22 protein-coding genes are annotated in these 24,438 nt (G+C 72.0%); 4 read left to right on the top strand and 18 right to left on the bottom strand.

Features of this window, described 5'->3' with window-relative positions; translation table 11 throughout:
• Positions 1-30 precede the first annotated feature (30 nt).
• On the top strand, positions 31-1,164 hold the full coding sequence (locus BUS84_RS29230) for a citrate synthase (protein ID WP_074319199.1): 1,134 nt from the start codon (positions 31-33) through the stop codon (positions 1,162-1,164).
• 80 nt (positions 1,165-1,244) lie between these two features.
• On the opposite strand, the gene BUS84_RS29225 is transcribed toward BUS84_RS29230, so the two are convergent.
• The 4 genes from BUS84_RS29225 to BUS84_RS29210 are packed head-to-tail and all read right to left on the bottom strand — an operon-like array spanning position 1,245 to position 4,805.
• The gene (locus BUS84_RS29225; protein WP_074317386.1) at positions 1,245-2,003 is read right to left on the bottom strand and encodes an amidohydrolase family protein; all 759 of its coding nucleotides are present in this window, start codon (positions 2,001-2,003) and stop codon (positions 1,245-1,247) included.
• Entirely contained in the window at positions 2,000-2,746 is a 747-nt protein-coding gene (locus BUS84_RS29220) for an amidohydrolase family protein (RefSeq protein ID WP_208869759.1), read from the bottom strand. The genes BUS84_RS29225 and BUS84_RS29220 overlap by 4 nt, the downstream gene beginning before the upstream one ends.
• Positions 2,737-3,633, bottom strand: coding sequence for a dihydrodipicolinate synthase family protein (locus tag BUS84_RS29215; protein ID WP_208869758.1), 897 nt, complete (start codon positions 3,631-3,633; stop codon positions 2,737-2,739). The genes BUS84_RS29220 and BUS84_RS29215 overlap by 10 nt, the downstream gene beginning before the upstream one ends.
• Positions 3,630-4,805: a DegT/DnrJ/EryC1/StrS family aminotransferase gene (locus tag BUS84_RS29210; RefSeq protein ID WP_208869757.1), complete on the bottom strand. Its 1,176-nt coding sequence runs from the start codon at positions 4,803-4,805 to the stop codon at positions 3,630-3,632. The genes BUS84_RS29215 and BUS84_RS29210 overlap by 4 nt, the downstream gene beginning before the upstream one ends.
• 81 nt (positions 4,806-4,886) lie before the next feature.
• On the opposite strand from BUS84_RS29210, the gene BUS84_RS29205 reads away from it, so the two are divergent.
• Complete coding sequence (locus BUS84_RS29205; RefSeq protein ID WP_074317382.1) at positions 4,887-6,107, top strand: response regulator; 1,221 nt, start codon at positions 4,887-4,889, stop codon at positions 6,105-6,107.
• A 51-nt stretch (positions 6,108-6,158) separates the two neighbouring features.
• Here the strand turns inward: BUS84_RS29205 and BUS84_RS29200 are convergent, their stop codons facing one another.
• From BUS84_RS29200 to BUS84_RS29165, 8 genes are all read right to left on the bottom strand, one after another.
• Positions 6,159-7,211, bottom strand: a complete 1,053-nt coding sequence (locus BUS84_RS29200; protein WP_208869756.1) for a dihydrodipicolinate synthase family protein — start codon at positions 7,209-7,211, stop codon at positions 6,159-6,161.
• Positions 7,212-7,221: 10 nt separating this feature from the next.
• Entirely contained in the window at positions 7,222-8,238 is a 1,017-nt protein-coding gene (locus tag BUS84_RS29195; RefSeq protein ID WP_074317381.1) for an NAD-dependent epimerase/dehydratase family protein, read from the bottom strand.
• Positions 8,239-8,361: 123 nt separating this feature from the next.
• Entirely contained in the window at positions 8,362-9,252 is an 891-nt protein-coding gene (locus BUS84_RS29190) for a Gfo/Idh/MocA family protein (RefSeq protein ID WP_074317379.1), read from the bottom strand.
• A 55-nt stretch (positions 9,253-9,307) separates the two neighbouring features.
• The gene (locus tag BUS84_RS29185; protein ID WP_074317377.1) at positions 9,308-10,312 is read right to left on the bottom strand and encodes a hydroxyacid dehydrogenase; all 1,005 of its coding nucleotides are present in this window, start codon (positions 10,310-10,312) and stop codon (positions 9,308-9,310) included.
• On the bottom strand, positions 10,309-11,208 hold the full coding sequence (locus BUS84_RS29180; protein WP_074317374.1) for a carbohydrate ABC transporter permease: 900 nt from the start codon (positions 11,206-11,208) through the stop codon (positions 10,309-10,311). Before BUS84_RS29180 ends, BUS84_RS29185 begins: the two co-directional genes overlap by 4 nt.
• Complete coding sequence (locus tag BUS84_RS29175; RefSeq protein ID WP_074317372.1) at positions 11,205-12,134, bottom strand: carbohydrate ABC transporter permease; 930 nt, start codon at positions 12,132-12,134, stop codon at positions 11,205-11,207. The genes BUS84_RS29180 and BUS84_RS29175 overlap by 4 nt, the downstream gene beginning before the upstream one ends.
• 62 nt (positions 12,135-12,196) lie before the next feature.
• Complete coding sequence (locus tag BUS84_RS29170; protein WP_074317370.1) at positions 12,197-13,438, bottom strand: ABC transporter substrate-binding protein; 1,242 nt, start codon at positions 13,436-13,438, stop codon at positions 12,197-12,199.
• Positions 13,439-13,687: 249 nt separating this feature from the next.
• On the bottom strand, positions 13,688-13,882 hold the full coding sequence (locus tag BUS84_RS29165; protein WP_074317368.1) for a hypothetical protein: 195 nt from the start codon (positions 13,880-13,882) through the stop codon (positions 13,688-13,690).
• Between the two features lie 214 nt (positions 13,883-14,096).
• On the opposite strand from BUS84_RS29165, the gene BUS84_RS29160 reads away from it, so the two are divergent.
• Positions 14,097-16,046, top strand: a complete 1,950-nt coding sequence (locus BUS84_RS29160; protein WP_143728558.1) for an NHL repeat-containing protein — start codon at positions 14,097-14,099, stop codon at positions 16,044-16,046.
• Between the two features lie 130 nt (positions 16,047-16,176).
• Here the strand turns inward: BUS84_RS29160 and BUS84_RS40785 are convergent, their stop codons facing one another.
• A complete protein-coding gene (locus BUS84_RS40785; RefSeq protein ID WP_074319195.1) occupies positions 16,177-18,228 on the bottom strand; it encodes a ligand-binding sensor domain-containing protein in 2,052 nt (683 codons plus the stop codon).
• A 491-nt stretch (positions 18,229-18,719) separates the two neighbouring features.
• On the opposite strand from BUS84_RS40785, the gene BUS84_RS29150 reads away from it, so the two are divergent.
• The gene (locus BUS84_RS29150; RefSeq protein WP_143728557.1) at positions 18,720-20,654 is read left to right on the top strand and encodes an NHL repeat-containing protein; all 1,935 of its coding nucleotides are present in this window, start codon (positions 18,720-18,722) and stop codon (positions 20,652-20,654) included.
• A 162-nt stretch (positions 20,655-20,816) separates the two neighbouring features.
• Here the strand turns inward: BUS84_RS29150 and BUS84_RS29145 are convergent, their stop codons facing one another.
• From BUS84_RS29145 to BUS84_RS29125, 5 genes are all read right to left on the bottom strand, one after another.
• Entirely contained in the window at positions 20,817-21,011 is a 195-nt protein-coding gene (locus BUS84_RS29145; protein ID WP_074317361.1) for a hypothetical protein, read from the bottom strand.
• Positions 21,011-21,160 carry a hypothetical protein gene (locus tag BUS84_RS39155; protein WP_208869755.1) on the bottom strand — a complete coding sequence of 50 codons (150 nt, stop codon included), beginning with the start codon at positions 21,158-21,160 and terminating at the stop codon, positions 21,011-21,013. Before BUS84_RS39155 ends, BUS84_RS29145 begins: the two co-directional genes overlap by 1 nt.
• Before the next feature lie 85 nt (positions 21,161-21,245).
• On the bottom strand, positions 21,246-22,844 hold the full coding sequence (locus tag BUS84_RS29135; RefSeq protein ID WP_084757629.1) for a tripartite tricarboxylate transporter permease: 1,599 nt from the start codon (positions 22,842-22,844) through the stop codon (positions 21,246-21,248).
• Between the two features lie 20 nt (positions 22,845-22,864).
• Positions 22,865-23,326: a tripartite tricarboxylate transporter TctB family protein gene (locus tag BUS84_RS29130; RefSeq protein ID WP_074317360.1), complete on the bottom strand. Its 462-nt coding sequence runs from the start codon at positions 23,324-23,326 to the stop codon at positions 22,865-22,867.
• Position 23,327: 1 nt separating this feature from the next.
• Positions 23,328-24,350: a tripartite tricarboxylate transporter substrate-binding protein gene (locus tag BUS84_RS29125; RefSeq protein ID WP_074317358.1), complete on the bottom strand. Its 1,023-nt coding sequence runs from the start codon at positions 24,348-24,350 to the stop codon at positions 23,328-23,330.
• Positions 24,351-24,438: the final 88 nt, after the last annotated feature.

The raw sequence follows: 24,438 nt of genomic DNA, 5'->3' as shown, positions 1-24,438 counted from the left end.
GGCCCGGTCCGCCGGCGCGACGCTGCCCGCATGGCTGACACCATCACCGTTCCGCGCGGACTCGCCGGCGTCGTGGTCACCGACACCACGATCGGCCACGTCCGCGGCGACGAGGGCTTCTACCACTACCGGCAGTACTCCGCCATCGACCTGGCAGAACGGCGGACGCTCGAGGACGTCTGGGCGCTCCTCGTCGACGGTTCCCTCCCCGCCGAGCCCAAGGCGCTGCACGAGGAGGCCGCACCGCTGCGTCACATCCCGCCCGCGGTCGCCGCCGCGCTGCCTGGCATCGCCGCGGCCTCGACTGCTCAGGACCCGATGGGCGGGCTGCGCGCCGCGCTGGCCGTCGCCGGTCTCGCCGCCGGAGCCGGCGCGCTGTACGACACGCCGCCGGCCGAGCGGCGGGCGCAAGCCATGGCGCTCTGCGCCCTCACGCCCAGCCTGCTGGCCGCGTTGTACCGCCTGCGAGCGGGGTTGGAGCCGATCGCGCCGCGCGACGACCTGTCCCACGCGGCGAACTACCTGTACATGATCAGCGGTGCGGAGCCGTCGGAGCTCCACGCCCGGGCGGTCGAGCGCTACCTGATCGCGACCGTTGATCATGGTTTCAACGCGTCGACCTTCACGGCCCGCGTCATCGCCTCCACCGGCGCGGACATCCACGCCTGCATCGGCGGCGCGCTCGGCGCGCTGTCCGGCCCCCTGCACGGCGGAGCTCCGAGCCGGGCCCTCGACACCCTCGACGCCATCGGCTCCATCGACCGGGCCGACTCGTGGTTGCGCGCGCGCATCCTCAACGGGGAGCGGATCATGGGGTTCGGGCATCCGATCTACCGGACGGAAGACCCGCGCTCCCGCATGCTCAAGGGGATCGCCCAATCCCTCGGCGGGCAGCTCGTGGACCTCGCCGTGGCCGTCGAGCAGCGGGTGCTGTCGCTGCTGGCGGAGCTGAAGCCCGGCCGAAAGCTGCACACCAACGTGGAGTACTACGCGGGCGTCGTCATGCACCTGTGCGGGCTGCCCCGGGAGATGTTCACGCCGACCTTCGCCACCAGCCGGGTCATCGGGTGGTGCGCGAACGTACTGGAACAGGCCGAGGACTCGAAGATCATCCGGCCGGACTCGCGGTACGTGGGCCCACGCCCGCCACAGCCGTTGCCGTGAGTCCCCGGCGGCCCGCGAGGCGTTGCAGGGCGGACGCTCGACTGCGCCTCGCGGACGCTCCCCGGCGGCGGTCCGCTGTCTCATCCGCCGACTCGTGGAACCGTGTCGGAGGACAGGTCGAGCCGGAACAGTTCGGCGGCGTTGCGCCAGGCGACCCGCTCGGCCAGTTCGGGCGGCAGGTCGGCGGCGAGCACCGCCCCGTACGCGGCGGCCGGATCGATCAGGGTGGCGTCGGTGCCGAAGAGTAGCCGGCGCGGGTTCACCGCCGCCGCCACTGCGGCGAAGCGACCTGCCTCGGTGTGCGAGAAGCAGGGCTCCAGCCAGAGCCGATCCACCCCGTTGGCAGCCTCGATGGCGTGCCGCCAGCCGTTCGCACCCATGTGGCCGGCGATGGCGCGCACCCCGGGGATGTCCGCGACCGCCTGGGCCAGATCGAGCGGCGTCGTGTCCCAGGTGTGCACGAGGGCGGGCAGGTCGTGCGCGGCGGCCATTTCCAGGGCCGCCCGGGTCTGCGCCGAGTTCGCCGGCGAGCCGGTGTAGTCGGTGTGGATCTTCACGCCGACGAACCGACCGGTGGGCAGCAGTTCGCGCAGGTCCCGTTCGGCGTCGTCCAGCCGGCGCGGGTTGATCGTCAGGTAGCCGAGCAGCCGGTCGCTGCTCTCCAGGACCCGGGCCAGCGCCCGGTTGCCGGCGGCGACGCCGTAGATCACCGCCTCGGTGGCGGAGACCACGGCCAGGTCGATGCCGTACCGGTCCATCACCGTGAGGTTCGTCGCGACCGAGCCGACCTCCATGCTGAAGAACCACGGGCCCCAGTGGGCGTGCACGTCGATGATCATCCGGCCAGCCCCAGGATCCGGCGGGCGTTCCCGCCCGTCACCGCCTCGACCCCGGACGGGCCGAGCGCGCCCCGGGCCAGCCGCAGCCGCGGCACGACGGGTTCGTAGAACGGGGCACGGGAGCCGTACAGCAGGCGCTCGACGCCGACGTGCGCGGCGACGGTCTCCAGCGCGTCCGGCGAGTTGAGCAGCCGGGTGGAGGTGTGGAAGCCCGGCTCGTCGCGGGCCACCACGACGAAGTCGCCCAGGTGGTAGAAGTGCGTGTCGAGGAAGACGACGGTCGCGCCGCGCAGCGGCCGCCAGAAGCGGCGGACGTCCCCGCCGGTGAGGATGACCAGGCCGGCCACGGTGGCCGCGCGGGCGACGCTGCGTACGGACGGGAAGTCCGGCTCGACGCGCTGCTCGTCGGGGAACAGCCGCACGGCCCGGAAGCCGCGCTCGGCGAGCCGGACGACCTCCCGCTCGGCGCCGAGCGGGTCGCGCAGGTCCAGCCCGCCGACCGGCAGCACGCCGGGGCCGGTGAGGGCGGCCACCTCGTCGTTGCCGCTGCGCACGTCGAACAGGGCGGCGCGCAGGCTAGCCACGGCTGCCCGCTCCACGCCGTTGGCGGCCAGCGTCTCGGCGACCACCGCCGGCTCGCCGGTGGGCCCGGGCCGGTCGGCGTACCGGCCGACGAGCACGTCGATGTCCAGGGTCACCGGCGGTAGGTCGCCGGCTACGAACGGGTTGTCGTTCACCGGCACCCGGCCACTCGCAGCACCCGGTCCCGTTCCCCGTCGGGCAGCGCCGGGGCGTGTGGGTCGTCCGCGTGGCTCGCCGGGATCCGGCCTTCCTCGGCGGCGATCCAGAGCATGCGCTGCACGTACCCTTCCATCGGTTCGGTGAAGGTGACCTGGGCCAGCCGGTCGAGGTCGGCGGAGGCGGTGAGGAACTGGTCGTACCGCTTGTCGGTGTAGGCGCGCAGCGCCCGGGCGGTGACCGGGACCGCGGCGGCGGCCAGGCCGACCAGGGCCGCCTCGGCGCCCCACATCAGCGACGGCCCGAACATGCGGTCCTCGCCGGTGACCGCCAGCCGGTCGGCCCGGTGCGCGGCGGCCAGGGCTGCCTGGCAGGCGAGGGCGTCGTGCAGCCGGGCCACCTTCACCCCGGCGACACCGGGGTGCCCCAACAACTCGGCCAGCTCGGGCTCAGGGTACGGCCGCAGGTAGAGGTCGAAGGCGAGCATCGGCAGGCCGGCGGCGTGCCAGAGCGCGTCGTGGTGGTCGACGGGATCGTCGTCCACCGGGAAGACCAGCAGGCCGGCCGCACCGAGGGCGGCCGCCCGCGCCGCCTGCGCAACCACCTCGTCGGTCCCCTCCCCCGGCCGGCCGCCGACGCCGACGATCACCGGCGCCCCGGTATCGACGGCGCGGCGGATGACCAGAGCGCGGGTGGACTCGTCGTGGTACGGGCCGCGTCCGGTGTGCGCAAGCACGGCCAAGGCGTCCGCCCCGTCGGTGACCAGCCCTCGCAGATAGCGGCCGAGCACGTCCGGGTCGACGGCGCCGGTCGCGTCCACCGGGGTGGCGGTCGCGGCGATCAGCCGCCAGCGCAGCCGGTCGCGCAGCGCGGCGGCGACCGGAGCGATCACGACGTCACCGCGGCGCGGACGGCCCGGGCGATCTCGTCGACGTGGGCGTCGGTGTACCGCTCGTTCCAGTCGACCACCAGTAGGGTCCGCTCGATCATCCGCTCGGCGATCGGGAACGACCCGGGTCCGTAGGCCGGCAACCGGTCCGCCGGTGGCACGGTCAGCGGGAAGCGGGAGTCGCCGTAGACGGGGGCCTCGGTCAGCGCCGGGGCGCAGTGCAGCGGCTGTTCCAGGTAGCCGGCGCGGGCGGGGATCCCGGCGGCGGCTAGTTTCCCGGCCACCCCGTGGTTGGTCAGCGGCGGGTCCAGCACGATCGGGAACAGCCACCAGGCGTGCGCGTCCACGTCCGCCGGCAGGTGCACGCCGGGCAGGTCGGCCAGCGCGTCGACCAGCCGCCGGGCGGTGCGTCGCCGGTCGGCGAGCACCCCCGGCAGTTTCGCCAGCTGGGCCCGGGCGACGGCACCGGCGAGTTCGGTCATCCGGTAGTTCAGGCCGAGGCCGACGTGCCGGCGGGACTCGTCGCGCGGCCAGCCCTTGTCGGCGAAGAGCCGCATCCGGCGGGCCAGCACCGAGTCGTCGGTGACGGCCAGACCGCCGTCGCCACAGGTGATGTGCTTCCACTGCTGCAGGCTGAAGCACCCGATCGCGCCGGCCGTGCCGGCGAGGGTGCCGTCCGGGTAGCGGGTGAGCCACGCCTGGGCGCAGTCCTCGATCAGCGGCACGCCGGCGGCGTCGGCGACCGCGCGCAGGTCGGCGGCGGCGCCGAACAGGTGCACCGCGAGGATCGCCCGCGTGCGCGGCCCGATCGCAGCGGCGACCGCCGCCGGATCCAGGTTGCCGGTATACGGATCGACGTCGGCGAACACCGGCACCGCGTTCTGCGCGAGAATGGGCGCGACCGTGCCGAAGTCGCTGATCGGAGAGGTGATGATCTCGTCGCCCGGATCCGGCGCGACGGCGGCGACGGCCAGGTGCAGGGCCGCGGTTCCCGAACTGGCGGCGACGGCGTGCGACACTCCATGGCGGTCGGCCATCTCGCGTTCCAGGGCGCGGACCTCCGTGCCCCAGACCGAGCTGAGCATGCCCGACTCGAGCACCCGGCTGACCGCGGCCAACTCCTCCGCGCCGATCGTCCGGCCGCTGGCGTCGGCCATGCTGGGAAACGACGACACGTACCCTCCCGGGCTACAGTAATACCGGGCCTGACCGTAATCTTGTGCTGCGAACAATGCAACCCCCGACAGGAGGCAGCGGTGACCATCGAGATCGGGGTCATCGGTCCGCACGACCTAGTCGACGACGTGGCCGCGACCTGCGAGGAGCAGCCCGGCGTCACCGCCCGCCGGCTGCACTACGACCACGAGTCGCAGGCTCCGGCGATCGTGGAGGCGCACGCGGGGCAGGTGGACGCATGGCTGTTCACCGGCGTGGTGCCCTACACCCTCGCTCGGGAGGGGAACGCCCTCAACCGCCCGGCGGTCTTCGTCGACTACACCGGCGCGACCCTGCTCCAGGCGGCCGTACGGCTGTTGCGCTCCGGGCACGACGTCACCCGGATGTCGATCGACACCGTCACCGGCGCCGACGTCGCGACCACCTTCGGCGAGGCGGTCCTGCCGATGGACCGGGTCCGGTCGCTGCCGTACCGCAGCGGCCTCAGCTCGGAGGACGTGGTGGCATTCCACCAGCGGCAGCGCAAGGCCGGCGCGGACGTCGCGGTCACCTGCATCAGCTCGGTGTACGAGGTGCTGCGCCACGAGATGCCGGCGTTCCGCCTGGCCCCGTCGAACCACTCGGTCCGCACGGCGCTGCGCCAGCTCCTGCTGCAGGTCGGCAGCCAGGCCCAGGAGGACGCCCAGATCGCGCTCGGCCTGGCCAACCTTTCCGACGGCGACGACGGGCTGCTCAAGGAGGTCGCCGGGCTCGGGGGCACGCTCGCGCGGTTCGCCCCGGACACGTACCTCATCGTCACCACCCGTGGCCCGCTGCACGACGCGACCGGCGGGTTCACCGCGCTGCCGATGCTGCGCCGCCTCGCTGACCGGCACGAGACCGTGCAGATCGGCTTCGGCCTGGGACGCAGCGCCGCAGAGGCGGAGAACCTGGCGCGGCGGGCGCTGAGCCGGGCGCGCCGGGTCGGCCCGACCACGGCGGTGCTGTCGCTGCGCGGCGAGACCGACATCGTGCTCGAGTCGACCACGCCGGCCCCGCCACCGTCGGAGGTGAACCTGGCCGTCATCGCCCAGCGGGTCGGCCTGTCGGTGCCCACCCTGCTGCGGCTGCGGGAGGTGCGCACGACGGTCGGCGACGAGCCGCTGACCAGCCGGGAGGTGGCCGACCAGCTGCGCGTGCAACAACGCACCGCCCGACGGATGCTGCACCGGCTGGAGCTGGCCGGCCTGGCCGAGCGGACCGGCAACCTCGCCTCTGGCACCAGCGGCCGCCCGCTGACGCTCTACCGGCTGACCCTCTGAGACGATCCGGTCCACGCCCCCGTCGACGTGGACCGAATCTCCCGGCAGGCGTCAGGACAGCCACTCGTCCAGGTGCTCGGCGACGAAGTCGTCGTCGCGCAGGTGCTGGTAGGCCCGGTGCACCCGGTCGAGTTCGGCGAGCTGTCCCGGCGAGAGCTCCTCGTCCGGGTCCAGGCACCACCGGCCGGCCAGCAGGCCCTGCCGGCGCAGCACCTCGTGGATTCCGGGAATGCAGCCGTGGTAGCCGTTGGCGGCGTCGAAGATGGCGGCGTTGGCGTCGGTCAGGTGACCGTCCAGGGTGAGCAGCCGGCGCAGCGCGGTGTCGTCACCGGCCCGGGCCCGCCGGGCCTCGTCGAGCAGGGTCACCGCGGTGCGCGCCCAGACCGCCCACTGGCCGAGCAGGCCGCCGACGAACTCGACCTCCACCGCCCGCCTGTCGACGACGACCCGGTGCGGCGCCACCAGGTCGGCCAGGATGTGGTCGTCGTTGCCGGTGTAGAGGGCGAGGTCGCCGTTGCGGCCGGCCGCGCAAACGCCGTGCAGCACGTCGAGCGTGCGGTAGCGGTCGAACGGCGCCACCTTGATCCCGACCACCGAATCGAGGGCGGCCAGCCGGGCCCAGAAGTCCCGGGACAGCACCCGGCCGCCGACGGCCGGCTGCAGGTAGAAGCCGATCACCGGCAGCACCTCGCCGACCGCCCGGGCCCGTTCGACGAGAGCGTCCTCGTCCAGCGGCCCGTACGGCGACAGCAGCACCATGTGGTAGCCGAGCGAGGCCGCCAACTCCGCCTCGGCGACGGCCTGCGAGGTGTCCCCGCAGGCCCCGGCGACCAGGATCGCGTCCGAGCCGGCCGCGGTCTCGGCGGCCAGTTCCAGCACCGGGGCGAGCAGGCCTACCTTCGGGTCGTGGATGGCGAACTGGGTGGTGTGCACGCCGACGGCGATGCCGCCCGCGCCGGAGGCGAGGTAGTAGCGGGTCAACGCCCGCTGCCGGCGATCGTCGAGCTTGCGGTCGGCGTCTAGGGCGAGCGGATGGGCGGGGATGACGCACCCGTGCCGGAACCGGGCCAGCGCGGCGGCCTGTCGGGTGCTCGATGCGGTCAACACGTCTCTCCTAGAACTTGCCGTCGCGGCGCTGGAAGCCGGTCGGCTTGTCGAGCAGGGGCTGGCCGTCGGCGACCCAGTCCGCCGTCAGCTCGATCAGCTCGGCGAGGGGTATGTCGGGGTAGCCGAACAGGCGGTGGCAGAGCTGGGCGTTGGACAGCAGCGCGGTCGGCGCCTCGGTGCCGGTGAGGATCGGCTCGCGGCCCAGCCGCGCGGCGACCGCGGCGGATACCTGGCGGACCGAGACCAGCTCGGGCCCGGTCAGGTTCAGCACGAACGGCGGTGTGGCGGTGTGGTGCAGGGCGCGCAGGACGACCTCGTTGGCGTAGCCCTGCCAGACGACGTTGGCGTGTCCCATGGTGAGGTCCACCGCCTGGCCGGCGTGCACGGCGCGGGCGATGTCCACGAGCACGCCGTAGCGCATCTCGACGGCGTAGTTGAGGCGGATCAGGGCCAGCGGGGTGTCGTCGCGCAGCGCGAAGTGGGTGAGGATGCGCTCGCGGCCCAGGCAGGACATTGCGTACTCGCCGACCGGCTGGACCGGGGTCTGCTCGACGCAGCCGCCGGCGGTCACCGGCACGAGCGGGTAGACGTTGCCGGTGCTCAGCGCCACCAGGCGCGATCCGGCGAAGCGCTGCGCGACGCGGCCCGGCAGGTAGGTGTTGGTGGCCCAGGTGGCGTGCTCCCGGCCGGAGGTGCCGAACTTGGCGCCGACCAGGAAGACGACGTTCGCCGCGTCGGGCAGCGCGGCCAGCGTGGCGTCGTCGGCGACGTCCGCCTCGACCACCTCGGCGCCCTCGTCGCGCAGCGCGTCGGCTAGGCCGGCCTCGGAGAAGCGTGACACGGCGACGACCCGCGCGACGGTGCCCGCAGCCGCGACCCCCCGCAGCGCCAGCCGGACCAGGCTGGGCCCCAGCTTGCCGCCCGCGCCGAGGATCAGGATGTCGCCGTCGAGCTTGCGCAGGTCGTCCACCAGGACGTCCCTTGGGCGGGAGAGTCGCTCCTCCAGGTCCGCCACCGTCCGCATGCCACCACACCCCTTCCGAAGTAACGGTCATGACCGTAACTTCCGGCCACGGGAGCGTCAAGGTGTCCGGGGTGGTGGGTCGCCCGGCGCGGCCCGACGGGCATGCCGGTCTGCCCTTCGTATTCACCGGCTTCCGGCGGTGGCGCGCGCCGCAGCGAGAAGGCCCAGCACGGCCCGGGTCTGCGCCCACGGCACCGGGCTCGGCCCACCTCGGACCATGCCCAGGAACGCGTCGATGGTGGCCCGGTAGCCGAGCTGGTCCGGGCCGCCGCGCAGCACCACCCGCTGCTCTCCACCGCCGGTGTGGACGGTCACCTCGTATGCCTCGCCCTCGCTGACCCCGAGGACCTCGACCGCGCCGAGCACCCCGTCGTCCCACTGCAGCGCCAGCAGCCCGGTGTCCTCGGAGCGCAGTCCCCGGTGGCGGCGTACGGCGCCGGCGGCCCCGACCAGCCGTACCGCCGGCCCGAGCAGCGCGACCAGCAGCTCCACGCCGTGCAGCCCCATCATCACCAGCGTGCCGCCGCCCACCGCCGGGTCGTCCTGCCACGGGTTGTAGCCGGTGGCCCAGAGGCCGACGTCGTGCCGCACCGTGGCCCGGACCGACAGCACCTCGTCCCGCGGCACGTCGAACGCCACGAAGTCCGGCGCGAAGCGCAGCACCGAGGAGGTGAGCACGAGTTCGGGCGCCCGCTGCACGACGCGTTCCAACCGCTCGAGCTGCCCGAGGGTCGCGGCGGCCGGCTTGTTGACGAAGCAAGGCAGCCCGCGGGCCAACACCTGGGCCAGCGCGTCCGGCACCTCCGGGGTGGGGACGGTGAGGACCACGCCGTCCGGGCGGGTGGCCAGCAACGCGGCCAGGTCGGGGACCACGGCGACCTCCGGCTGCTCGGCCCGGAACCGTGCCAGCCGCTGCGGATCGGGCTCCCACACCACCAGGTCCGCGTGGTCGCGCAGCGCGCGGGCATCGGTGTAGGGGTGACTGGTGGCGAGTCCGGCCAGAGCGATGCGCATGAGCGCAGAGGCTACTTCTCCGGCCTCCGGCCGCGCCAGCGCAGGTCAGCCCGGGTCAGCCGGTTCGGTCGAACTGCTCCGGCCGCACCTCGTGGGCCAGCGGTCGGCCACGGAGGAACCGGTCGATCTCGGCCACCACGATCGCGCCGGCCCGCCGCCGCGACTCCACCGTCCCGGCCGCCTCGTGCGGCGTCAGCAGCACGTTCGGCAGCCGGCGGAGCGGATGGTCGACCGGCAGCGGCTCGGCGTCGAAGACGTCCAACGCGGCGTCGATCCGGCCGGTGCCCAGCGCGGCCAGCAGCGCGGCCTCGTCCACCAACGCCGAGCGGGCGGTGTTGACCAGCAGCGCCCCGTCGGGCAGCAGGGCGAGCTCGCGTGCCCCGATCATCCCGACGGTCCCCGGCAGCACCGGAGCGTGCAGGGAGACCACCAGGCTGCGGGCGAGCAACTCGTCGACGCCGACCCGCTCGACGCCGAGCGTCACGGCCTCCGCGTCGGACAGGTAGGGATCGGCCACGAGCACCCGCGCGCCGAACGCCCGCACCAGGCCGAGGTAGGCCCTGCCGGTCCGGGACGCGCCGACCACCCCGACCGTCGCCCCGCGCAGCTCCCGGCGGGGCGGGGCGTCCTTTGCGCTCGCCCAGTCGGCGCCGGTACGCAGCGCGTGGTCGAACCGGTGCAGCCGGTGCAGCAGCGCGAGGGTCAGCGCGAGAGCCTGCTCCCCCACCGCGTACGCCATCGCGTCGCCAGCCTGGGTGACGCGTACCCCGCCGGCGAAGCTCTCCGGGGTGACGAACGGTTTCACGCTGGCCCCGGTGTGCGCGAGCAACCGCAGCCGAGGCGCGGCGGCGAGCACCGAGGTCGTCAGCGGGGCGGTTCCCCAGCCGGTGACGACGACGTCGGCGTCGGCGAGCAGTCCCGCGAGCACGGCCTCGTCGCCCACGTCGGTGCCGTCGGCGGGCAGCCGCACCTCGCCCAGCCGCTGCAGCGCGGCCCAGGTGTCGGCGTCGAGAAACAGCTCGCGCACGTGCGGCGTCGCCGCCACGGCGATGACGCTCAACCCTTGATGCCCGTGGTGGAGACGCCCTCCTGGAAGTACCGCTGGCCGATCAGGTAGGCCATGAAGATCGGCACGAACGCCACCACCGAGCCGGCGAGCAGCATGTTCAACGGCACGTTCTCCTGTTGCAGCGAGGCGATGCCGGTGGTGAGGGTTCGCATGTCGAGGCTCTGCCCGACGATGAGCGGCCACAGGAAGTCGTTCCAGTGCCAGAGGAAGACGAAGACGCCCAGCGTGGCCAGGATCGGCTTGATCAGCGGCAGCACGATCGAGACGTACACCCGCCACTCGGAGCAGCCGTCCAAACGGGCCGCCTCGAACAACGAGTCGGGCAGCGACGCGATGAACTGGCGCATGAGGAAGACCGCCTGGGCGTTGGCCAGCGTCGGCACGATCATGCCCCAGTACGTGTCCACGCCGTTCATCTCGGAGATGATGATGAACGTCGGGATCATCGTGACGTGGTACGGCACCATCAGCATCGCCAGGAACGACCAGAACATCGTCTCCTTGCCCGGGAATCGCTTCTTGGCGAAGGCGTAGCCGGCCATCGAGGCGAACAGCAGCACGCCGACGACCGACACCACCGAGTAGACGAGCGTGTTCCCCATCCAGCGCAGCACGCTCTTGGCACCGATGACCTGGTCGTACGCCTCGGTGGAGAACGGCCAGGGCAGCAGACTGTCCGGGAAGGTGACCGGCCCGGTCGGCTTGAGCGACAGCACGACCATCGCGTAGAAGGGGAAGAGGGTGAGCACGGCACCAGCCAGCAGCAGCGCGGTGCGCCCGATCACCCAGCCCCGGCCGGCCCGGTCCGCGCGGTAGGGACGCCAGGCCCGCCGGGGCCGTTCGGTGGCCGGCGCGGCGGTGGCCGGGGGCGTGATGGTGTCGGTCATTCTTCCCTCCCCAGGGTCAGCCGCTGGATCAGCGCCACGACGATCGTCATCACGAACAGGGCGACCCCGACCGCGCTGGCGTAGCCCAGGTCGAAGTACTTGAACCCCTGGTCGTAGAGCAGGTAGACGAGGCTGTAGCTGGAGCGGACCGGCCCGCCGCCGGTCATCACGTAGATCATGTCGAAGACCTGGAACGACACGGTGGTCTCGATGATGGCGACGAAGAACAGCGCGGGCCGCAGCTGTGGCAGCGTGACGTACCGGAAGCGCTGCCAGGCCGAGGCGCCGTCGGTCAGCGCCGCCTCCTCCAGCTCCGCCGGGATGTCCTGAAGCCGGGCGAGCAGGATGAGCATGCCGTAGCCGAAGCGGGACCAGACCGACACCAGGACCAGGGCCGGCACCACCAGCGCGCTGTCGGCGAGCCAGGAGCCGGCGGGCAGGCCCAGCGCGCCCATCGCCCGCGACCACGGCCCACCGTCGGCGAAGACCCAGGTGAAGACCACTCCGGCGAGGACCAGGCTGGTCACCACGGGCAGGAAGAAGATGGACCGGAAGACCTTCGCGCCGCGAAAGGCGCGGCGGGTCAGCAGTGCCATGCCGAGGGAGGCCAGCATCGACAGCGGTACGGACAGCGCGGTGAAGATGACCGTGACGCGCAGCGCCGACCAGAAGGTCGGGTCGTCGACGAGCCGGCGGAAGTTCTCCAGGCCGGTCCAGCTGGTCTCACCGCCGATGGTGTAGTCGGTGAAGCCGAGGATCACCCCGGCGATCGCCGGCCCGAACCGGAAGATGGCGAAGAGCAGCAGGAACGGCAGGACGAACAACAGGGCCGTGCCGGCTTCGCGGGCGGACGGCCGGCGTGGGCGGCGGACCGCGGTCCCCGGCCGGCGTGGCCGCCGGATCTGGCTCCCCGGTAGTGCAACCATCTGACAACCTTTCTCGCCGGCTCGCGGTGGGCAGGTTACGCCCACCGCGAGCCGCGCCAGGATCAGCCGAGCAGCGGAGCGGCGGCCTTCGCCGCGTCGTCGAGCGCCTGCTCCACCGACTTCTTGCCGAGCAGAGCGGCCTGGATCTCCGGGAAGAGGACGCCCTGGACGTCCCGGGCCTTCTCGTGCAGCGGGCCGACGGTGCTGGTGACCACCTGCTGCTCCTGCGTGCTGAGGACCGGGTCACCGGCGTAGAGCGTGCCGGTGGACTTCCGCGGGGAGAAGAAGTTGGAGGCCAGGTCGTACTTCTTGGTGTTCTCGGCGTTGGTCGCGAAGGCGATCCACTTACCGGCCGCCTCCTTGTTCTTGGCGCCCTTCAGCATCGACAGGGAGCCCACGGTGCCGTAGCCGACCTGCTTGACGTCGGTGAAGTGTGGAACGGCCTGGATGTTCTCCTTGCCCCACAGGGGCTCGACCTCCGCCACCGGCGCGTGCCAGACGCAGGCGACCTTGTTCTGGCCGATGCGGGTCTGCTCGATCGACGGGAGGTTGGTGATCAGGCTCTTGTCGACGTAACCGCCGTCGACGAGTTGCTTCACGAGAGTCAGCGCCTTCTTCCCGGCGTCGCTGTTGAAGGCGACCGACTTGCCGTCCGGGCTGAACACGTCACCGCCGGCCGACCACAGCAGTGGGTAGAAGGTCTGGTTCAAGGTCTGCTTGGCGTCACCGGGGTACGCGGCGATGTCGTAGCCCTTGGCCTTGAACTTCGGGGCCATGGTGAGCAGGTCGTTCCAGTTGGCGGGGTAGGTCGTCTCGCCGACGGCGGCGAAGACCTTCTTGTTGCAGAGCGGGGTGGCGGCGCTGGTGAGGATCGGCGCGCCCATCATCTTGCCGTCGATGCTCACCGACGTCATCACGTTCTCGTGGTAGTCGCTCTTGGTCGCGTCGTCGAGGTACTCGTCGACCGGCTCGATGTTGCGGGCGTACTTGGGCAGCTGGTCGGGGATGAGGTAGACGACGTCGGGCCCCTTGTTGCCGGCGATGGCGGTGGCCAGCGCCTGGTCCCGGTTGGCCCAGGGGAAGATCTCGGTCTTGACCACGATGTCGGGGTTGGCGGACTGGAACGCCTTGACGGTCTCGTCCCAGTGCGCGCGGTGCTTCGCTTCGTCGACGATCACTGGGTATATCCACATCGTCACGGTGTTCTTGTCGGAGTCACCGGAGCCGGAGCCACCACAGCCCGTGGCCGCGAGTGCGGCGACGAGCGCCACCGCGACGGCCGACAGGCTCTTGCGAACACGCATCTCGCATCCTTCCGGGGGAGTCAGGTTCGCCGTACACTAACTTACGGTCCGGGCCGATACTAGGGGCGAAGAGTATCGAGGTCACACCGTTACTGTTCGTACGAGAGTCGCACCGGATCGATCCAGCCCCGTAATAGCGAAGGAAGCCGATGAGCGCCTTCGCCCCCGATGGCCACCGGCACACCCGCGTCCCGGGCACGCACGGCTGCCTGGCGGACGGCGGCAAGCGGGTCAGCGTCACCGCCCTCGTCAAGGCGCCCCCGTCACCACCCACACGCGGACGACGGGGCGGACGCAGGCTCCAGCCACGGCCGCCGCGACGATCGCGTCCCTCTCGCCTCCGCCGAGCAGTCCGGCGAGGACCAGGCCGCCGGTGACCGAGGCGACGTGAGCGACGAACGCGCCGTGGCTGTCCCAGTGCGCCTCGTCGCGGATCAGCGCCACCCCAGAGGCCGTGGTCCGAGGTGCTGCCGACGTAGCGGCCGCAACGATCCACAATGCCGGCACCCTATTACGGTGGCGCCCGGAATTCCAGCGTTCTCAATCGATGCTTGCATTCGATGACGAAACTTGGCGCCGGGCCTCGACGCGTCACGCTCACCATGGTCCGCTGGAGCGGTTACAGCCCTGACCGAAACTGTGAGTCCTGGAGGTCGTGTTGCGACGTACCGCGCTGATCGCGGCACTTGCGCTGGCCGCCGCCGTGCTGGCGGTCCCGGCGGCATCCGCCCACGCCGAGATGACCATTCCGGCGGCAACCGTCCACGCCGGAGCACCGCCCGGCACCGTCACCGACCTCGGGCCCGCCTCCGAGGTCACCTCCGTCAACGGCTCTGAGCTGATCGACGGCACGATCTACACGGCCACCGGCGGTGTGACGCCGGTCGTGGTGGGCGGCTACGACCTGGCCGAGCAGCGGGTGAACCGACGCTATGAACTGCCGACCGGCGGTGGCGCCTGGGCCACCGCGGCGGTCGGCACCGACCTGTACGTCGGCACCTATGACCCGGGCGACCTGTACCGGGTGGACACCACCGGCACCGCGGTCACCAAGGTCGCCGACGTCTCCCCCGACCAATTCATCTGGGCCCTGGCCGCCGCGCCCGACGGCGTCCTCTACGGCGGCACCTATCCCAACGGGCGGGTCTTCTCCTACGACCCGGCCACCGGCACCACCCGCGACTACGGCGTCGCCGTCCCCGGCGAGCAGTACGTGCGCAGCATCGCCGTCGACGCGACCACCATCTACGCCGGCGTCGGCGCGCACGCCCACCTGATCGCCATCGACCGGGCCACCGGCGCGAAGCGGGAGATCCTGCCGCCGGAATTCGCCGACCGTACCTTCGTCGGCACCCTCGCCCTGTCCGACGGTCTCCTCGCCGCCGCCCTCTCCCCCACCGGCACCATGCTGCTGATCGACACCGCGGACCCGTCGCGCTACGAGGTCGTGCAGACACCGGACAGCTACATCACCGCGATCGCCATCGACCCCGGCCGCAACGACGTCTACGTCGGCACCCGGCCCTCGGGCACGCTGCGCCGGTACGACCGAGACACCGGGCAGCTCAGCACCCTGGCCGTGCCCTACGACGGCGCCTCCTTCGGCCGGATCTTCATCACCGGCGACCAACTGCGCGGCGTGGTCACCAACACCGTCGTCACCTACGACCTGACCACCGGCGCGTTGACCGGGGTCGACCTCACCGAGGCCGGCATGCCGCCGGCGCCGGAACTGGCCATGGCGATCGCCACCGACGGCCCCCGGGTGTACGTCTCCGGCAAGGCCGGTGTGCAGGTGCACGACCTAGTCGCCGGCACCTCAACCCGCCGGTTCCTGCCCGGCGAGGCCAAGGCGATGACCCCGGTCGCCGGTGAGATCTGGATGTCGGTCTACACGCTGGCGTACCTGTTCCGGATGGCATCCGACGGCGACCCGCGCCGGGTGACCACGATCGGCCACGAGCAGAACCGGCCGCTCGACGCGACCTGGTCCCCCGCCGACAAGCTGCTCACCGTCGGCACCGAACCGGAGTACGGCCGCCACGGCGGCGCCGTCTCCTTCTACGACCCCCGGTCCGGCGCGCTGGACGTGCACCGCGACGTCATCCCCGACCAGTCGATCCGGTCGGTGGCGGTCAAGCACGGCACCGCGTTCCTCGGCAGCAGCATCAACGGCGGACTCGGCACCACACCCCGGGCCACCGAGGCCCGGCTCGCAGGCTTCGACCTGGCCACCCGGACGAAGACCTGGGAGATCACCCCGGTCCCCGGCGCGAGGCAGATCGTTGAACTCGTCGCCACCGGCGACCGGATCCTCGGCCTCACCGAGACCGGCGTGCTCTTCGCCGTCGACCAGCGGACCCGCCAGGTGGTGGCCACCACCACGGTCGCGTCCGGGCAGAACACCCTGGTGCAGGTCGGCCCGACGATCTACGGCACCAACGGCAGGGACGTCTGGAAGCTGGACCCGGCGACGATGACGGTCACCCCGTTCGTCACCGGCCTGAACGCCCAGTGGTACGGCGGCGGGGCGCTGCTCGCCGCCGCCCCGGACGGCTCGGCGCTGTACGCCCTGCGCGGCCGCAACCTGGTCCGCATCCAGCTGTAGACCCCGCACCCGGTGCGAACGGCGGCGGGCCGGCGATCCCGAGGGGGGATCGCCGGCCCGCTCCAGTCCGTGCCGGCGCTGATGCACCCGGACGGTCGGCGTCGGCCTCCGCTGCCGGCCCGGGCGGCGGTCAGCCGGTCACGGTGACCCGGTGCAGGTGCTCGCCGTCGCCGAGGAAGAGCCGGCCGTCCGGGTGCACGGCGAGGAACTCCGCCTGCTGCTCCAGCAGCTGCCGGGTGGCGCCGGTGGCCAAGTCCACCTGCACGACCTGCTGGCCGCGCACCAGCGCGTACAACAGGTGACGCGGGGCGTCGTAGCCGATCTTGCCGCGGCTGTCGGCGACACCCGGGGCGAGCTGGAGGCGCTGGACGACCGAGCGGGTGGCCAGGTCGACGGCGAAGAGCTGGCCGCCGGCCAGGCCCCAGAGCAGCCCGGTGCGGTCCACCGCCAGCGCGGGGATCGCCGTCGCGCCCGGCACCGGAACGAACTCGAACGTCTTGGCGTCGCCGGCGACGTCCCAGCCGAACAGCATCGCCTCGGTCTGGATGGGCGGGGGCACGCTGTACCCACCGGAGATGGAGGTGCCGCCGACGAGCAGGCCGTTGACATGGACGAGGCTGACGATCGACTGGTCGGTGACCACCGGCCGGTGCACGCGCGACGCGCCGGTGACCTTGTCCACGATGGCCAGCACGCCGCCGAGGGTGGTGTTGGGCATGGTGCCGTACGCGACCTTGTCGCCGGCGTCGGTCAGCGCCCGGGCCCGCACCTGGTCGGCGGTTTTCAGGTCGAGCAGCTTCGCCGGGTTGTCGGCGCTGCCGGGCGGGCCGGGCGAATACTCGGGGCTGTGCCACGGCGCGGCCGGGTCGTACCGGTACAGCCGGGAGTCCGGGTACGCCCCGAGCCAGACCCGGTTGCCGGTCTCCAGCACGCTCTCCACCTGGGCGAACCGCTGGAAGGTCGACACGCCCGTGTCCGGGTCCACCCGGGCCAGGCCGCCGTTGAGGTAGCCACCGACCCAGACGGTGCCGGTCGGGCCGACGTGCAGCGCCGCGATCGGGATCGGCGCGCCGGGCACGTCGGTCGGCACCACGTCGGCCCGCCCGGTGAGCGGGTTCCAGCGGAACATGTCGCCGCGCCAGAGCAGCCCGACGAGCGTGCGACCCGGCCAGTCACGGTCGCGGAGGTTCACCCAGCCGATGCCCCGGTTGTTGACCACCCGGCCGGGGAAGACCAGCGGGGTGTCGGTGAACGTCCGCTTGCCCGGGTGGTAGCCGGTGAGCCGCCCGGCGCGGGTGAGGTAGACCAGGCCGCCGGGGCCGGGTGCGGAGACGTCCAGGCCGGCGACGTCGTCGATCAGGTCGGTCCACCGCCGTGCGGCGACGTCGTATACGCCGAGCCGGCCTATGGTGGCCGAGCCGAACCGCGCGTACACGCGGCCGTCGTGGGCGTTGAGGTCGTACACCGTCTGGCCGATGCCGGCGCCGAGGCCGTCGGGCAGCGGCAGTTCGCGCCGCTCGCCGGTGGCCTTGTCGATTTCGAACAGGTGGGCGTCCGGCTGGGTGCCGGCATAGATCTTGTCGGCGGTGACGGCGAGGCTCCGGACGTACTGGGCGCCGGGAAGCACCTGGCCGTAGTCGCGGGTCGTCCCGGTTGCCGGGTCACGGGCGAAGACCCGCGCGCCGGGAAAGGTGCCGCCGAAGACGACGCCGGCGTCGTCCACGGCGATCCGCCAGATGTACGTCTCGGACGGCAGTGGACGGCCGAGGTTCTCGACCGGGCTGTCCGGGCCGGGCCGGCGGCGGTACAGGTCCCCGGTGTTGTACGCGCCGACGTAGACGGTGCCGTCGGGTGCGGCGGCCACCGCGTACGAGCCGGGGGCGCCGGTGAGGTCCTGGGCGGAGACGGTCCGGCCGGTGGCCGGGTCGATCGCGGCCAGCCGGGCGGGCTCCCCGGACACCGCGGACCAGAGCACCGGCTTTCCGGTCGGGCCGGGGGCGACGGTGCCACCGATGAGCAGCACGTCGCGCAGCGGGATGCCGAAGGGGTCGACGGCCACCCCGGCGGCGGAGTCGGCGGTGGAGACGTCTGCGGTCGCGGGGTTCGCGGTCCGGGCGATGGCCAGGGCCGGCGCGGCGGTGAGGGCGACGGCGGAGCGGAGCAACGTGCGGCGGTTCGTCATGAGCGCCTGCTTCTCTTCCAGCGACCGCCGGGGAGCCGGCGGCCGAGCCGTGACGGTCAGTACCGGAATCTGGATGAGGCCCCGCGGGCGGTCCCCCGGGGTGTCGGTGAGCTGTTGCTGGTGCGACCCTTCGCAACCCATATCGGGCGGGGCCGCAATGACCCTAGGCCCACTCTCCACCGACGTCAACGGCCCGAGCCCCCCGCCGGTAGCTACGGATCGCGTTGGGTCTGGCCCTCGAACTCATCAATCAATTCCCCATTGACCATGTCCCGACGGCCGACTGTCGTACTAGACTCTGCGCAATTCCGGTCCTGGCCGAAAGGCAGCGCCCATGGTCGCTCGTCGCCATCTCCTGCCGGCCGCCGCACTCACCGGCGGAGCGGCACTCCTCCCGTCGGCCCCTGCCCGCGCCCGGGCCGCCGCCGAACCCGAAGGCACGCTCACCGATCGCCGCTCGCTGGCATCTCTCTCCGAAGAGGAGCATGCGCATGACGCGTCTCAACCGACGTAACGTGATCCAACTCGCGGCACTGTCCGCACTGGGCGGCAGCGTGCTCGGCGAACTGCCGGCCGCGGCCGACGGCCCGCGTCAGCCGGGGCAGTTCGGCCCGGCGTCGCTGAGCGCGGCCATCGTCGGCATGGCCGTGGACGGCACCACCGGGTACTTCGTCACCCGTGGGCAGACGCCGCCGAAGGTGGTCACGTACGACATCGTCTCCCGCGCCGTGACCGACGTGGTCCCGCTGGAACGGGGCGACGGCGGGTGGGCCTGCACCGTCTCCGGCGGCAAGGTCTACATCGGCACGTACTCGTTCGGCGACATCGTCGAGTACGACCCGGCAACCCGGACCGCCCGGCGACTCGGCACCATCGGCCCGTCCGGCACGAACGTGTTCGCGGCCACCACCGCACCGGACGGCGTCGTCTACTTCGGCACCTATCCCCGTGGCGAGGTCTGGTCCCTGCAACCGGCGACCGGAGCGCTGACCAACCTCGGGCGCGCCTTCCCCGGATCCCAGTACGCCCGGCTGCTCGCCGCGGACGAGAATTACGTGTACGCGGGCACGATCCCCTCCCACATCATCCGGATCGACCGCGGCACCGGGGCGAAGGTCGACATCATGCCCGCCGGCACCCCACTCGACGCGGGGCTCGGCGCACTGGCCACGGGCGGCGGCCGGGTCTACGCCGCGTCCGCCTTCGGGGTCCACGACATCGCCCGAGACGGCTCCGGCCACGTCGAGGTGCCCGCCGACGAGGAGTACCTGGTCGACTCGCTGACCGTCACCGGAGACGGTGGGCTGCTCGCCCTCGGACGGCTGACCGGATCGATCCTCCGCCGGGAGGGCGACCGGTTGGTCAAGATTGCGCAGGGCCCGGAAGGCGACGAGGGACGTGGCGTGGCGCTGCTCCCCGACGGCACCGTCTTCGCCGCCAACGGCAGTGGCCGGGTGTCCATCCTCACGCCCGGACAGAACACGGTGGAGCAGGACGACCTGACCGACGACCCGCGGGCAGCCGGCCCCGAACTCCTCCAGTCGATGTGCGCCGCGCCCGACGGCGCGGTCTACGTCGGCGGGCACTTCGCGATCACCGTGCACGAACCCGCCCGCGGCATCAGCCGCCGGTATCCCGTCGGGGGCGAGGCGAAGGACATCGTCGTGTGGCGGAACCGGATGATCAGCGCCCTGTACCCGAGCAGCGAGATCATCGACCTGGACCCTCGGACCGGTCGGGTCCGCAGCTTCGGCAGGATCGGCAACAACCAGCAGCGGCCCTGGGACGTCGTGCACCACAAGCCGTCCGGCCTCGTCCTGATCGCGTCGGCCCCGCGCTACGGCAGCTTGCAGGGCGCCCTCACGCTCCTGGACCCGGCGACCGGGAAGATGGACGTACGCCTCGACATCCTGCCGAACCAGGCGCTGAACGCCATCGCGTTGGACGGGGATCTGGCCTACATCGCCGGGGACACCTGGGGCGGGAACGGCATGCCGCCCACCGAGCCCACCTCCCAGGTGGCGGTGTTCGACATCAACCGCCGCGAGGTGGTCGACCGCTTCGCGCCACTGCCCGGCCAGCCCAGCATGCAACACGTCGAGGTGCTCAACGGGGTGCTCTACGCGCTCTACAAGCGCACGAGCGGCACCTGGCTCGCGTACGACCTCACCACCGGCACCGTGCTGCGGTCCGGCAAGCTCAGCGGCTACGGGGAGGTCGTCGCCCACCGCGGCCGGGTCTACGCCGGAGCGAACTTCGGCGACAACATCTACGAGCTGGGACCCGGGCTGGAGTCGGCGGTGCCGCTACATACCGGCATCGGCACCAACTGGTACACCGTTCCTCGCATCGAGCCGGTCCTAGGAGCCCGGGAGGCGTGGACGGCGGTGGACCGGAACCTGGCTCTGATCGAACTGCCCACCTGACGGGTCGTACTGCGTGGGGTGCCGCGCCGCAGTCTTCGGCGCGGCACCCCACGCCGCCGGCGCAGCCTCGTGCGGGTCCAGGTACCCAGCGCGAGCTCAAGCCGGGTCTCGGAGTCCGGCGGTACGGGCGCCACGATGTCGTGGCGTCCGTACTCGCGGCCGTCAGCGTGGGGTGTTCACGTAGTGACAGGCGGAGGGCTGCTTCAGCGACCCGTGCCGGAACTCGACGGGCACCGGCCGCGCGTCGGAGGGCAGGTCGGTGCCGGCCCGCACGAACTCCTCATTGAAGACGAGGTGTCGCATGGACTCGCGCCGGTGCGTGTAGGCGAGGTGGATCATGCCGTCGCCGGTCTGCATCAGATAGGGGTACGAGAATTCTGCACCGGGCTCGGACTCGACATCGACGTGGCTCGTCCAGGTGAACGGTCCACGTCCCGCACGATCAACAGGTGCGTGACCACCAGCCCGCCCTCGGGCTGGAAGTAGTCCGGCGCCTCGCTCGCCATCCATGCCTCCCCCCGGTCCGGTCGGCAGGGCGTACCCGCTTGCGGTGCCGGCACACCTGACCCCCGGCCTGACCTCGAGCGCGGTTCACCCTTCCGGCGGCACCCGTCGCAGCCGCTCGTCGAGGTCGTCGTGCGCCCGTGGGTTAGGCGGCACCACGGGGGTCGAGATCCCGTCGAGACCCTCCTCCTCGGCGAACACGACCTCCCGGCGCCTGCGAATCGTCGGAAGGACGGCGACCACGAGCGCCGCCACGGCCAGGGCCAGGAGCACCGCGGAGATCGGTCGGGTCAGGAAGACGGACGCGTCGCCGCGGGAGATGATGAGCGCGCGCCGCAGGTTCTCCTCCAGCAGCGGACCGAGGACGAAGCCGAGCAGCAGGGGCGCCGGCTCGCAGCCGCACTTGATCAGGATGTAGCCCAGGATCCCGAAGAACGCGATCGCGTAGACGTCGTACGCGTTGAAGCTCAGCGAGTAGGTGCCGATCGCGGCGAACAGGATGATCATCGGGAACAGCACCCGGTACGGGATGCGCAGCATGCGCACCCAGATGCCGATCAGCGGCAGGTTCAGCAGCACGAGCAGCACGTTTCCGATCCACATCGACGCGATCAGGCCCCAGAACAGCGCCGGCTCGTCGGTGATGACGTTGGGGCCGGGGGTGATGCCGTGGACGATGAAGGCGCCGACCATCAGTGCCATCACCGGATGGGCGGGCAGGCCCAGGGTGAGCAGCGGGATGAACGACGTCTGCGCGGCGGCGTTGTTCGCCGACTCGGGGCCGGCGACGCCCTCGATCGCCCCGTGCCCGAACTCCTGCTGCCGCTTCGAGATCCGCTTCTCGACGGCGTACGAGGTGAACGAGGCCAGCACGTGGCCACCGCCGGGCAGGACGCCGAGCGCGGCGCCGAGACCGGTACCCCGCAGGATCGGGCCGACGATCCGGCGCCGGTCCTCGCGGGTCGGCCAGAGGTTCTTCACCGTCCTGACGACCGTCGTGCGGGTCTTCTCGTTCTCCAGGTTGCGCAGGATCTCGGCCACCCCGAACATGCCGACGGCGACCGACACGAAGTCGATGCCGCCGTACAGCTCACGCTGGTCGAACACGAACCGGGGCGTGCCGGTGTAGATGTCCTGCCCGACCGTGCCGAGCAGCACGCCGAGCGCGATCATCGCCAGTGCCTTGAGCGCCGAGCCGCGCGCCAGCGCGATCGACACGATCAGGCCGAGCAGCACCAGCGAGAAGTAGTCGGCCGGGCCGAACTTCAACGCGACGCTGGCGAGCGGTGGGGCCGCGACGGCCAGCGCGACGGTGGCCACCGTACCGGCGATGAAGGACCCGACCGCGGCGGTGGCCAGCGCCGGCCCGGCCCGACCCTGCCGGGCCATCTCGTGCCCGTCCAGCGCGGTGACCGCCGCCGACGACTCACCGGGCAGGTTGATCAGGATGGCGGTCGTCGAGCCGCCGTACTGTGCGCCGTAGTAGATGCCCGCCAGCATGATCAGCGCCGTCACCGGCTCGAAGCTGAACGTGATCGGCAGCAGCATCGCCACCGTCGCCGTCGGCCCGATGCCGGGCAGCACGCCGACCGCGGTCCCGAGCAGCACTCCCACGAAGCAGTAGAGGACGTTCTGGACCAGGAGGGCCGTCGAGAAGCCCAGCGCGAGGTTGTCGAGAAGTTCCATGCCTCAATCCGGATGCCGCGTCAGAACCCGAGCCACGGGCCCCATAGCGGGATCCGCAGCTGAAGTCCGACGACGAAGATGAGCGTGCTGGCCACGGTCAGTCCGGCGGCCACGGCCACGGCCGTGAGCAGCCGTACGCGTGAGCTGGCCAGCGTGGTGAGCAGGGCGGTCACCGCCGACGTCGGTACGAATCCGAGGCGCCGGACGGTGAATCCGAAGAACAGGACCGCGAGGACGATGACGGCGACCGCACGCCAGGGGATCGGCCCGAACGAGACCACCTCGCCGGCGATGAGCCCCTTGACGACAATCGCCAGGCCCAGCAGGGCCACGGTCGCGCCGACCAGCAGCGGGAAGGCGCCGGGGCCCATCCGCAGTGGGGTGCCCAGCTCGTAGCCGAGCGACCCCAGCACGAATGCGCCACCGATCAGGACGAAGATTCCCCCGGCGAGGACGTCCGGGAACGACCGACGGCGCTCCACCTCAGGAGACCTTGACCCCGGCGTCGGCGATGACCTTTGCCCAGGTGCCGAGCTGCTCTTCGAGCTTGGCCCGGTGCGCCTGCGGGGTCGCGTCCTCGGCCGGGACCGGCGCGGTGCCGAGCTTGGCCATCTGGTCGATGACCGCCTGGTCGGCCAGTGCCACCTTCAGCGCCTCGGACAGCTTCTGGACGATCTCGTCGGGCGTGCCGGCAGGGACGTAGAGCCCGTGCCACACGCTGACCTGGAGCTGGGGCAGCCCGGCCTCGGCCGTGGTGGGCAGGTCGGGCAGGCTCTTCACCCGCTCCGGGGTGGTGACCGCGTACGCCTTCACCTTGCCCGCGGCGATCTGGCCGCTGGTGTTGGTCGTCTGGTCGCACATGAAGTCGACCTGGCCGCCGACGAGGTCGGTCAGCGCGGGGCCGGTGCCTGCGTACGGGACCTCCTGGAGCTTGACACCGGCAGCGGTCTGGAACAGCAGGCCGCACAGGTGGGATGCGGCGCCGATGCCGGCGTTGGCCAGGGTGACCTTGCTGGCGTTCGCCTTCACGTGGTTCACGAGGTCCTGGAACGTCGCGGGCGCGAAGTCCTTGCGGGCGACGACCGTCATCGGCACCTCGGTGACGAGCCCGACCATCTCGAAGTCCTCGAGCGGCTTGAAGCCCAGGCTCTTGTACAGGGCGGGTGCCGTCGACATGCCGATGTGGTGCATGAGCACGGTGTAGCCGTCTGGCTCGGCTCGCGAGACCTCGCCGGCGCCGACCGTGCCGCCGGCGCCCTCGACGTTCTGGACGACGATCTTGCCGCCGAGCTTGGCGGCCATCGGCTCGGCGATCAGGCGGGTGACGGTGTCCGTCGGGCCGCCCGCGCTGAACGGCACGACGAATGTGATGTTCTGATCCGGGTAGTTGGAGGCGTCGCCTCCGCTGCCACCGCCGCCGCCGTTGCCGGAACAGGCGGCTAGGAGTGAAAGGGCGCCGAGCGCGGCGATCATCCGCGCGGCGACCCGATGCCTGGTCGTTGTCATGTCGAGGACTCCTCGTCGGCGCGTGCGCATTGTCGGGCCTCAGTCTCGGCGGGCGGAGACGCGGATGGTGTCAGAGAAATCCCAAGGA

Origin of the sequence: Micromonospora cremea (genome assembly GCF_900143515.1) — a bacterium.
Taxonomy (GTDB): domain Bacteria; phylum Actinomycetota; class Actinomycetes; order Mycobacteriales; family Micromonosporaceae; genus Micromonospora; species Micromonospora cremea.
This window is presented reverse-complemented; position numbering and strand designations above follow the sequence as displayed.